Origin of the sequence: Paracrocinitomix mangrovi, from assembly GCF_019740355.2 — a bacterium.
Classification (GTDB): Bacteria; Bacteroidota; Bacteroidia; order Flavobacteriales_D; family Crocinitomicaceae; genus Paracrocinitomix; species Paracrocinitomix mangrovi.
This window is the reverse complement of sequence record NZ_CP091819.1, coordinates 540,224-551,440: the sequence shown is the minus strand read 5'-3', so window position 1 is coordinate 551,440 and position 11,217 is coordinate 540,224. Positions and strand designations below refer to the sequence as shown.

Below are 11,217 nucleotides of genomic sequence, written 5' to 3'. Positions count from 1 at the left end.
TGAAACAAGGGGCGTAAAGTAGAGCATCAGAATTGAAAACAACATGTTATGAACTTAGAAGAAATTAAAAATAACATTATTAAGTCGGCTCAAGAAAAATTAAACCGACATAGAGTTATGGGAGCTAAAACAAAATTATCCATAATGGAGGTTGCCGAGTTGTTGGATATTATTTCGGGAAATGCCGATAATGCAAGGGTAGCACCCGGAGACTTAATAGGTAATTACAGCTTGAATTAGCATTAAGCTATTTGGTTATATATATGAAGACGCCCTTTAAAGGCGTCTTTTTTTATGTCGTAATAACTCCTGAACCTATCAATTCATCATCTTGGTACCAGGCAGCAAATTGTCCCGGAGAAATACCCTTGATTAGGTTGTCAAAATGGATGTAAATTCCATCTTCTTCACAAAATAAAATAGCCTCTTCTAAAGGTTGTCTATATCTTATCCTTACCAAATAAGAAGCTTGTTCACCAACTTTCAAAGTTTTGTCCGGACGGATCCAGTGAACATCTTCTTTTTTAATAAACAAAGCCTTTCTGTTCAATCCCGGATGATGCTCTCCCTGTCCGGTGTAAATAACATTGTCATCTACATTGGTTCCTACAACAAATAAGGGTAGTGGAGTTCCTCCAACTTGTAAACCTTTTCTTTGGCCAATAGTAAAGTAATGTGCTCCTTGATGTTCGCCAACTACTTCGCCCATATTAGGTTGTAATTCAAATGGTTTAGCCAGCTCTTTATAATCTTTAGAATCAAGTATTTTTCTATAATCCTCAAATATTTTTAAGTCTTCTTTTAACTCGATTATCCTTCCGTTTTTAGGTTGTAATTGTTGTTGCAAAAAAGTAGGTAATTTCACCTTTCCAATAAAACATAAACCTTGCGAATCTTTCTTCTCAGCTGTAATTAAATCTTGAGCTGCAGCAATTTCTCTTACTTCATGCTTTTGCAAATGCCCAATAGGAAACAATGCTTTAGACAGTTGTTCCTGAGTTAATTGACATAGAAAATAGCTTTGGTCTTTATTTGGATCAGCTCCGGCTATTAACCTAAAATATCCATCCTCCGTTTCCTTTTTTTGACAATAGTGACCGGTAGCAACAAAATCTGCCCCTAATTTTTCAGCTTCTTTAAGGAAGATATCAAATTTGATTTCTCGATTACACAAAACATCCGGATTAGGCGTTCTTCCTGCTTCATACTCTGCAAACATGTAATCAACAATCCTCTTTTTGTATTCAGATGATAAATCAAGCGTTTGAAAAGGAATGCCCAACTTTTGAGCTACCAATAAAGCATCCTGACTATCATCAATCCAAGGACATTCATCAGAAATTGTAACAGATTCATCATGCCAGTTTTTCATAAAGATTCCAATAACATTGTATCCCTTTTCAACTAACAAATGCGCCGCAACACTTGAGTCCACTCCTCCTGATAAACCAACAACAACTGTTTTCATGCTACAAATTTAATGATTGATGAACAATACTTCATCAAAATTGGACGTATTTAAAGGGAAAGACTTAACAATCTTTAAGGAAAAAGTTTGGAGTAATTTTTGTTCCTTTATATTTTGAATGAAAACTTTTCTATTCATATTACTATCTATTCCCTTATTTGGTTTGTCACAAACAGACCAAAAGCCAAATTATAATGATTCATTAATCACAGTAAAAGGAGTAGTAAAAGACACCTCATATGATGTAGGATTTTACAATACCGTTGTAATGAACAAGTCTATTGGTAAAGGGATTTTTGGAGAGTATGATGGTAGCTTTTCAATATCAGTTCAAAAGAAGCATAAAATTGGAATTTCAGTAGTTGGTTATCAAACCATTTACATTTCGTTTAAAGACAGTGCATACAAACCTGTGTATAATGTTGAATTATTCTTGCAATCTCTGGAATATGTGGGAGAAGAAGTGATTGTTCATCCTCAAAAAACCTTAGAGCAATTAAAGGAAGAAAGAGCTCAAATAGCCAAAAGAGAAGTGCCGGTGGTAACGGTAGAAAATGCTATCCAAAGTCCTATTACAGCATTGTATGTAGCTTTTAGTAAAAGAGAAAAAACAAAGCGATTAGTTGCTGAAATGGAATATAAAGACAAGCAGGCTGATATCTTAAGAGAAATTCTGAAAATCTATGTAAATGCTGATATTTTAACACTCAAAGACAACGAATTTGAAGAGTTTATCAGTTTCTTAAACATCAATACTGAATTCCTTAAAACAGCTACAGATTACGAGTTAATCACTTATATTCAAGGTAAGTACGAGCATTTTGCAAAGATTAAGGAAGGTTTTTAATGAACCTTTTAATATCTTGTCTGTATTCAATCACATAATCGTGAATAATGAAAATATTAGCAAGTACATTAATCTGTCTATTAGTTTTTAATTCTTTCGGAATGAATCCATTTAAATCTTTAGGCCCAAGCTATCAAGTAATAAGTGATAAAAAAGATAAAACATTAGAAAAAGATGTTTTTAGATTGAGTGGACATGTAAAAATGTTCTCTTCGTTAGCTCCACTTGAAAATGTCTTGGTCGGTTGTACTTCCTCAGGTTTATGGGTGAGAACAAACGCTGAAGGTGAGTTTGAAATTGACCTTAAAGCAACTGATTCTACAGTGTGTTTCTATTTGGACAATTGGTCAGAGATTGTAATTGAAGATTATGATTTTAAGCCACAACATCATATTGTTTTGGATGTTTTTATGTCCAAAGTTGAGAAGCAGGTTAAAAGAAAACCGGTAATCTATCTTTATTCAGAATATGACTTATCAGCTTCAGTTAAACTTGATCCATTAGGTGAATTTACTTTTACTTACCCTAAATATGAGTTTGGTTGGAATGTAGAAGTATTAAAAGATGGAGGCATTAAACACAATGATAAAATTTATCCATATCTATTTTGGGAAGGAGAAACTGATGCATTAACTTACAATGTTCATTCAAATGAGGTAGAAGGTTTCATTGTACAAAAGGATGAAGTTGTTTCCTTCTTAGAAGATAAACTAACCGTTCTAGGCTTGAACACTATTGAGCAAACAGATTTTATTACTTATTGGACACCAATTTTACAACAAAAAGAGTACGCTTTTGTACAGTTTGTAGTAGATCAGGAATATCAAAATCAAATAGGCGCTATTGACATTAATCCGGCTCCACATAGCGGTAAAAGAGTTTTTATTAAGTGCTCTAATATAGATAGTAAAGAATTGGCGGTAAAAGTTGTTCCACAAGAATTGACTGGATTTACGAGAAATGGATTTACCCTTGTAGAATGGGGCGGAGCAGTATTAAGTCCTTTTAAATTGATGAAAGATGAATTGGCAAAAAATAGTTCTAAGTAGTTTAGTTGTAGTTTGTGGAGTTTTGGCAAAAGCTGAAAGTTTACCACAGGACTATTATTCAGTTGTTTCTGATGAAAAGAAAGATAGTATTCCAGCAGGAAAGTGTATTGTTATTGGAAAAGTATGGGAAGCTTATTCCGAAAGTGCAGTCAGTGGGGGATTAATTTCTAATCTGGATAGATCTAAAATGACCAAAACTGATGATGGTGGAAAATTTCAGTTAACCATCAGTTCAAAGGATACGACTATTTTCTTTTATCACCCAAAATACAATGAGATAGTTGTTTGGAAGTACAAATTTAAAAGTCAGCATTTGGTAGAGATCAATTTTATCACAGGAGAAAAAACACCTCCCGGAGTTATTATGATTCAAGAAAAACCTGTTATCTACATGTATTCAGATGTAGACAAAGAGGTGAAAGTAAAGCTGGATGAGTCATTAGACTTAACGGTAACTTATCCTATTTACAAAGACAACTGGAGCTGTAAAGTCACAAAGGACGGATTACTAAGTGTTGGCGATAAAACTTACCCTTATTTATTTTGGGAAGGTGAAACCAGAGAATTGGATTTGATGTTTGATTATGAAGCCAATTATTATGGCACTGCAATAAATACAGATTCAACTATTAGTTATTTTGAGAATACCCTTTCAGATTATGGACTTAATCAAAGAGAAATAACTGACTTTATAACTTATTGGACGCCTAGAATTACACAATACAAATACGCAGCTATAGATTTTTATATTGATGAACAGTATGATCAAATGATTGGCAGTATTGATATCCAACCAAAACCTGATGCAATTAGAAGGGTTTATATGATTTTTAAAGGATTTGATGAAATGCCTTCAATGTCCAATGTTAAATCCAATCCAATTCAGGATTTTGAGCGCAAAGGATTTGTAGTTGTAGAGTGGGGTGGATCAGAAGTGAATACTACTATTCCTTAATTGCAGAATAAACAAAAGCAGGAGGAACATTCATAGGAACAAAACCTATTTTAAGTTTACCATACTTCATTTCTAGTAATTTCTTAGCGTTCAATGAATATTGATACTGAATAAAAACGCCACCAAGTTTTAAGACGTTAAAAGAGCCGATAATTATTCTCTTTTTGATTATTTCAGGAATCACTGTTAATGGGAGAGATGACAAAACAGCATCTGCTTTTTCAATGCCATTTTCATTAAGAATATCTTCAATTTCATCAGCACTTCTATTGACAATAATTACACGTTTATCATCAAATTTATTTTGTAAAATGTCGTAGAAAGTTTCGTTCAACTCAACCAAAATAATCTTACAGCTATCATTTGCTCTTGCAATAATTTCTGAAGTAAAAGCGCCAGTACCAGGACCTAATTCAACGATACATTTTGCATTGTCAAAATCAATTTTATTGCACATGGTTTTAACAAGGTATCTTGAACTAGGCGCAACTGCACCAACTTGCTTTCTTTCAGAAAAAAATGTATTTAAAAATGTACTTCTGTGTTTTTTTTCTACTGCCATTATGCTAAAACTGATAATTCTCCACTATTAATAATTCCAATTACTTTACCCTTTAATTCTGCACCTATTAATGGAGTATTAAGTGATTTAGATACAATATCATCTTTTGAAAGACTCCACTTTTCATCAGGGCTAAACAATGTTAGATTTGCCATTTCACCAATTTGAATAGAAGTAGGAGGTAAGTTGAATAATTTCCTTGGATTGTAGGATATTAAGTTGATTTTTTGCTCTAAGCTTAATTCATCAAGCTGATTAAGCATTGGAAATAAAGTTTGTGTTCCAATAATTCCAAATGAGGCATGATCAAACTCAACATCTTTGTTCTCTATGTTTTGAGGGGAATGGTCAGAGCAAACCACGTCTATCGTTCCGTCCTTAATTCCTTGAATTAATGCCTTTCTGTCTTCTTCAGATCTTAAAGGAGGTAACACTTTATAATTGACGTCAAAATCAAGCATTTTTTCATCATTGTAAAGTAAATTGATTGCATAAGTATCAGCAGAGATATTTAATCCATCTGCTTTTGCTTTTCTAATCAAATCTACACCTTCCTTGGTAGATACTCCACTAATATGCAGTTTTCCTTCTGTGTATTTCAAAAGACTAATATCTCTTTCTATTCTGATATATTCTGAAATAGAAGGGATCGATTTTAGTCCCGTTCTTACACTTGATTCACCTTCATTTACCTGGCCTGTTCCAAATAAGGTACGGTCAAAAGGAAAGCTAATTACGAGTCCATCAAAATTCTTTGTGTACAATAATGCTCTATACATTATTCCTGCTGAAACATCTTTTTTAGCATCTGAAAATGCAATAGCTCCTGCTTTTTGCATGTCATACATTTCAGCTAATTCTTTTCCTTCCAGTTTCTCTGTAATAGAGCCATGGGGAAATATATCAACAGGAGAGAAATATGAGTTTTTTAAAACATATTCAATTTGCGACTTATTGCTTAAAGTGGGTTCGGTATTTGGAGTAACTGAAACAGCTGTCATTCCACCCATTTCAGCAGCTTTTAAACCAGAGTTTAAATCTTCTTTAAATTCTAGTCCCGGATCACAAAAGTTAACTCTTGAATCATACCATCCGGTTGATACATTTAGATTATCGTATTCCAATACCTGATCAGCATCAGCATCTATCTTATCTTCAATTTTCTCAATGATTCCGTCCTGAATTAAAATATCCTTAACCTTGCCGTTAAACTCAGAGCTTGGAGCTATTATTTTACAGGATTTAATAAGAATTTTCATGCTTTACTTTGAAAACTTAATGACGTTCCACAATCTCAAAATGAGAATTTCTATTGCTAGAAATATCAGACCCAAAATTAGCAGAATTCTCCAGTATTCTTTAGCATCAATCTGATTAATTTCAACAGTTCCTGAATCATTCACAGCTAAAGGCTGTGCATTCTGCCATCCCACAGACTCAAAACTTTCTTTAATTTCTTCATTCTCAAAGCATTCTGTTACAGACTCATTTCTGCTATAATTAATGGCAATTTTTTCTTTAAAATCCTTTTCATTGGTCAAGTCATATATCCCCGCTTGTTTTAATTGATCTTCCATGTGACTGAAGGAGATTGCTCTACTAGATTCTGTATTAACCACTAATGGTATTACATCAACTTCAAACTCTTTGTTGATTAATCTTACTTGAGCCTTTTCATCAATTTCAGTATTTAAAGGGAAATTACCCATATTCCCAATCTCCATGTAAAGTGGTTTCTGGAAAGAAGCGGTTTCAGCAAAACGCAGCATGGTGGCGGCAAATAATGCATGGATTTGAAAATCAGAATAAGCTAAATCCAAAGGAGCAGTCATTACAATGATTTTACCGTTCAATTGTTTTGAATAATACAAAAATGGATTTGTAGGACCGGTTCCAAATAAGGTAATGAAATTGTTAGCATTGCTGATAAACAAGTCATAGTTTGCTTTCAATTTTGGATGTTTAAAATTACTCGGTTTGCCTTCAAAAACACCAGTGTAAAGTGGGTCATCATCATTAAAATAACTCAATGACGCACTGCTTGAATCAAGCGGCAAAAAGGTTGGTAAATTGTATTGTGACATGAATCCATCCCAATTATTCATATTGATGTTTTTACCAGGAATAAACATTACAGTTATACCACTTTTTAAACCATCATTGATAATATCCATTAAACCAGAAGGAATATTATTCACATTTTGAAATATGATTAATTCTTTACCCTTAAAATCTTCCTGACTAACAGTGTTAATACTGGTTGTTTGACAATTGTAATAGTCATCTAAACCGTACAACTGCTCTATGTTGATATTCTTCTCAGTAGCATCAGTTATCAATAAAATCTTCACTTCCTCTTTGATTTCATATGAGAAATAAAACTCATCATCAAAAAACAATTGATTAGTTGTTATCGTCAACTTCCCATTCTTGATTCCTGTACCTTTTTCAGTGAAGGTGATTTTTTCATCAACAAATGAATTGGCAGGTACATTTATCCTTTTTGGACCAGGATTACTTCCGTCAATACTCAAATTAACAGGTAAATCAATTTGTTCTTCATCTGTTTCATTGTAGATTCTAAAGAAGATATCTATCGGTGTATTCACCCTGTGAACTGGTGTTTGGAACCAAACTGAATCTATATATACATTCCCTTTGTTTTGCGCCTCAGCCTGATAATAAAAAGTAGATACACCTTCTCTTTTAAAATCCGTTAAATCATTGCTACTTTTTTGAAAATCTGAGAATAGAAATATTCTTTTGTTTGCTTTGTCTGCCGCACCGTTGAATAAATCAAGTTGAAGTGAAAGTACATTTGTCAATGAAGTAGATTTTGCCGAGAATTCAATCTCTTTTATCATATCAATTACCTCACTTTTACTATAAAATCTTTGATGTTTAGAGAGTAGGTCAGAGGTGATTAAATTAATTCGCTCATTTTCATCCATTGATCGTACAACATCAATGGCTTGATTCTTTGCTTCGTTCAACAAGTTACCGTCTTTTCCTTCCGCCTCCATACTGTACGAATTATCAATATAGACACTAGTGATATTCTCTATGTTAGCGGCATCTTCAAGTGGAATATATGGTTGAGCAAAAGCCGTGACTAAACAAATTATGGCTAAAATCCTACTTATTAGCACCAATAAATGTTTAAGCTTTAAACCTGACTTTGAATCTTCAGTTACTTCTTTTAAAAATTCAACTCTAGAAAAGTAAATGGTTTTATATCTCCTGAAATTGAATAAATGAACAATTATCGGAATAGCTATCAGAAGGTAGGCCCAAAGAAAATTCGGATAGACAAAACTCATGACACAAATATGGCGATTTTCGTTCTAAAAAAGTGTTAAATTTCTTTGTTGATAGATACACCAAATAATGCGTAATCATATTTACAAGGATCTTTAGGATCAAACCTCTGTAAATGAAGCATTAATTCCTCTAATGCTTTCCAATCATTAGCGTTTCGTTTTATCAATTTTAGCTTTCGGGCAGCATTGGCTGTATGCACATCTAAAGGAATGTAAAGCTTAGCTGTGTCATGTTTGGTCCATAAACCAAAATCAACACCTTTTTTATCATTTCGTACCATCCATCTTAAGAACATATTAATTCTCTTGGCAGAAGATCCTTTCTCAGGATTCGCAAGATGTTTCTCACTTCTTTTTTCGTGAGGAACTTCTAAGAATACTTCTCTAAAATGCATAATACTTTCCTTTGCATTAAGATTAGAAGAAAAAACACTTTCTAATCCGCCTTTGTTTAGATAGATGTTCTGTAATGATCTAAAAAAGAAATCTAAATCAACATTATTAAAGGTTCTGTGTACAAAAGTCAAGTCATCAGGAGATTGATTATATGATTTAATGAATTCATAAGGTTGATTACCCATGATCTCCATTAGTTTATAACCATTTTTTATGATGCTGGCTCTATTCCCCCAGGCTATGGTTGCTACTATAAAACCTATGATCTCAATATCCTCTTTTTGTTCAAATTGATGAGGGATAATAATGGGGTCATTTTCAATAAAAGCCTCATGATTAAAAGCTATAACTTTTTCTTCTAGAAAGGCTTTGATTTCAGCTGATTTCATTGAACAATCAATCCGTCTTTCATTTCGTATTTCTTGTCAGCCATATTAGCCAACTCTGGATTATGGGTAACAATTACAAATGTTTGACCCATTTCTTCTTTGAGTTTAAAAAATAACTCATGAAGTTCTCTTGAATTTTTTGAATCTAGATTTCCTGAAGGTTCGTCAGCAAAAATTACTTCAGGAGAATTAATCAAAGCTCTTGCTACTGCCACTCTTTGCTGTTCACCACCTGAAAGTTGGGAAGGTTTATGCGTTAACCTGTCCTTTAATCCCAGAAATGAAAGTAATTCTTCTCCTTTTTGCATGGCTTCTGCTTTTGATACATCACCCAAAATAGCAGGCAAAATAACATTCTCAATCGCATTAAATTCAGGAAGCAATTGGTGAAATTGAAAGATAAAACCAAGTTTCTTGTTTCTAAAAGCTGCTAATTTCTTTCCAGAAAGCTCTAGTAAGTTAGTATCGTTAAGATACAAAGAGCCTTGGTCCGGTCTGTCCAAAGTACCCATAATTTGAAGCAAAGTTGTCTTACCTGCACCAGACGCTCCAACAATGCAAACAACTTCTTGTTTTTCAACAGATAAATCGATACCTTTCAGTATTGGCAAATCACCATAACTTTTGTATATTCCTTTAGCAACTAACATTGGCTAAAAATAGACAGAATTCACAAATTCTCTGTAATTTTGAAAGTGATGTTTGAATCTGATGATAATAACTTTCCTAATAAACCTGAATTAGCACTTGCTGACAGCAAGCCTAATTGGGGAAAAACAGTATCAACTATGCTACTGTTTATTGCTGCGTTTTTCTTTTTTTTTTCGCAGAATTACTTATTGATATTATTAATTACAGGAATCTTGTTAATTCATGAATTGGGTCATTTTGTAATGATGAAGAAGTATGGTTATAAATCAGTAAACATGCTTTTTATTCCAATTTTTGGAGCGTTAGTCAGTGGTGATAAATTTAAAATTTCTCAAAACCAAAAGTATTGGATCAGTATGATGGGGCCTTTACCCGGATTGCTAATAGGTTCTATAGGTTTTATCTATTGTATTGAAGTAGAACAATTCAATTTATTATTTGAAGCCTCACTTTTATTAATTCTGATTAACTCGTTGAACTTATTACCGTTAGATCCTTTGGATGGTGGTCATGTAGTTGAGACTTTATTCTTTCCTAACTCATCTAGTTTTAGATTGTATTTCACTTTAATTAGCTCTTTACTTTTAATTAGTATTGGTGTTTATTTTCAGGTTTATCTGATTGTTATTTTTGGATTTTTAATGTCTTTTAAGGTTAGAGGTATTCAAAAAAGTCAGAGAATCCATGATAATTTAGATGAGATAAATGTCAATTATAAAAAGAGCTATCACGAATTATCTGATAGGGAATACTGGACAATTAGAAGAATCTTTTTAGAAAATAATCCAAAGATCAAAGAAATCATTCCGGATGATTTAGTTCTTTGGGAGAATGAAAAACTCTTAGTTGATCAGGTTAGACAACTTCTTAGAGCAGATGTGCAAGTTGATTTAAACATTATGAAAAGACTTGTCTATTTTGTTTTATTCATGATCACTTTATTAGGACCATTAGCATTATTATATATCAATGTTGATGCAATTTTGACTACTTATGATTTAGCCCAATGAAATTAGGTGACAAGGTAGCTGTAGTCAATGACACTATTAAAGGAAAAGTAATCCAAGTTAGTACGGATGAAATCGTTATTGAAGATGAACATGGTTTTGAAAGAACTTATCATCCTACAGAACTGGTTATTTCTAAAGGAAATTACAAATTTGGAAATGATCAGTTGTACAATAAGGAATTGAATGACAAAATCAAAGCTCAAATTAACGAGCATAAAAGATCCCTTAGCCATTTTGAAGTGGACCTCCACATAGAAGAGTTAGTAGATTCACATTCGCACATGACAAATCATGAAATACTGATGAAACAAATGGGAGTCTGTAAAAGTTTTGTTCAGAAATCTCTAGACAGTAATACCAAAAGAATTGTATTGATTCATGGTAAAGGAGAAGGTGTGCTGAAAGCAGAAATTCATGCCTTTTTAAACAAGTTAAGATATTTGCATGAAATTGGCCTTGAATATCATGATGCTTCCTATAGTGAATATGGAATGGGAGGAGCAACAGAAGTGATTTTTCATTAATACTGTTATAATATTCACAGAATCTTATAATTTAGCATCCAATTAA

At 32.9% G+C, this 11,217-nt stretch carries 12 protein-coding genes; 6 read left to right on the top strand and 6 right to left on the bottom strand.

Annotation, left to right across the window (positions count from 1 at the left end; translation table 11 throughout):
- The first annotated feature begins 48 nt into the window (after nt 1-48).
- Entirely contained in the window at nt 49-240 is a 192-nt protein-coding gene (locus K6119_RS02440) for a hypothetical protein (protein ID WP_221833950.1), read from the top strand.
- A 52-nt stretch (nt 241-292) separates the two neighbouring features.
- On the opposite strand, the gene mnmA is transcribed toward K6119_RS02440, so the two are convergent.
- Nucleotides 293-1,468, bottom strand: a complete 1,176-nt coding sequence (gene mnmA, locus K6119_RS02435) for a tRNA 2-thiouridine(34) synthase MnmA (RefSeq protein ID WP_221833952.1) — start codon at nt 1,466-1,468, stop codon at nt 293-295.
- A 118-nt stretch (nt 1,469-1,586) separates the two neighbouring features.
- Here mnmA and K6119_RS02430 point away from each other — a divergent pair, with 118 nt between their 5' ends.
- From K6119_RS02430 to K6119_RS02420, 3 genes are all read left to right on the top strand, one after another.
- Nucleotides 1,587-2,315, top strand: a complete 729-nt coding sequence (locus K6119_RS02430) for a hypothetical protein (RefSeq protein WP_221833954.1) — start codon at nt 1,587-1,589, stop codon at nt 2,313-2,315.
- A gap of 101 nt (nt 2,316-2,416) precedes the next feature.
- Nucleotides 2,417-3,364: a hypothetical protein gene (locus K6119_RS02425; RefSeq protein WP_237828079.1), complete on the top strand. Its 948-nt coding sequence runs from the start codon at nt 2,417-2,419 to the stop codon at nt 3,362-3,364.
- Entirely contained in the window at nt 3,336-4,319 is a 984-nt protein-coding gene (locus tag K6119_RS02420) for a hypothetical protein (RefSeq protein WP_221833958.1), read from the top strand. The genes K6119_RS02425 and K6119_RS02420 overlap by 29 nt, the downstream gene beginning before the upstream one ends.
- Here K6119_RS02420 and K6119_RS02415 read toward each other — a convergent pair.
- The 5 genes from K6119_RS02415 to K6119_RS02395 are packed head-to-tail and all read right to left on the bottom strand — an operon-like array spanning nt 4,309 to nt 9,636.
- Complete coding sequence (locus K6119_RS02415; RefSeq protein ID WP_221833960.1) at nt 4,309-4,881, bottom strand: class I SAM-dependent methyltransferase; 573 nt, start codon at nt 4,879-4,881, stop codon at nt 4,309-4,311. The genes K6119_RS02420 and K6119_RS02415 overlap by 11 nt on opposite strands.
- Nucleotides 4,881-6,140 (bottom strand): dihydroorotase, encoded by a 1,260-nt coding sequence (locus tag K6119_RS02410; protein ID WP_221833961.1) that lies wholly within the window; start codon nt 6,138-6,140, stop codon nt 4,881-4,883. The genes K6119_RS02415 and K6119_RS02410 overlap by 1 nt, the downstream gene beginning before the upstream one ends.
- Before the next feature lie 3 nt (nt 6,141-6,143).
- Nucleotides 6,144-8,201, bottom strand: coding sequence for a vWA domain-containing protein (locus K6119_RS02405; RefSeq protein ID WP_221833962.1), 2,058 nt, complete (start codon nt 8,199-8,201; stop codon nt 6,144-6,146).
- A 35-nt stretch (nt 8,202-8,236) separates the two neighbouring features.
- Nucleotides 8,237-8,986: a TIGR02757 family protein gene (locus tag K6119_RS02400; RefSeq protein ID WP_221833963.1), complete on the bottom strand. Its 750-nt coding sequence runs from the start codon at nt 8,984-8,986 to the stop codon at nt 8,237-8,239.
- Nucleotides 8,983-9,636 (bottom strand): ABC transporter ATP-binding protein, encoded by a 654-nt coding sequence (locus K6119_RS02395; protein ID WP_221833964.1) that lies wholly within the window; start codon nt 9,634-9,636, stop codon nt 8,983-8,985. The genes K6119_RS02400 and K6119_RS02395 overlap by 4 nt, the downstream gene beginning before the upstream one ends.
- Nucleotides 9,637-9,684: 48 nt before the next feature.
- Between K6119_RS02395 and K6119_RS02390 the strand changes: the two genes are divergently transcribed.
- Both K6119_RS02390 and K6119_RS02385 read left to right on the top strand, forming a co-directional pair.
- Nucleotides 9,685-10,647 (top strand): site-2 protease family protein, encoded by a 963-nt coding sequence (locus tag K6119_RS02390; RefSeq protein WP_336246114.1) that lies wholly within the window; start codon nt 9,685-9,687, stop codon nt 10,645-10,647.
- The gene (locus K6119_RS02385; protein ID WP_221833966.1) at nt 10,644-11,171 is read left to right on the top strand and encodes a Smr/MutS family protein; all 528 of its coding nucleotides are present in this window, start codon (nt 10,644-10,646) and stop codon (nt 11,169-11,171) included. The genes K6119_RS02390 and K6119_RS02385 overlap by 4 nt, the downstream gene beginning before the upstream one ends.
- Nucleotides 11,172-11,217: the final 46 nt, after the last annotated feature.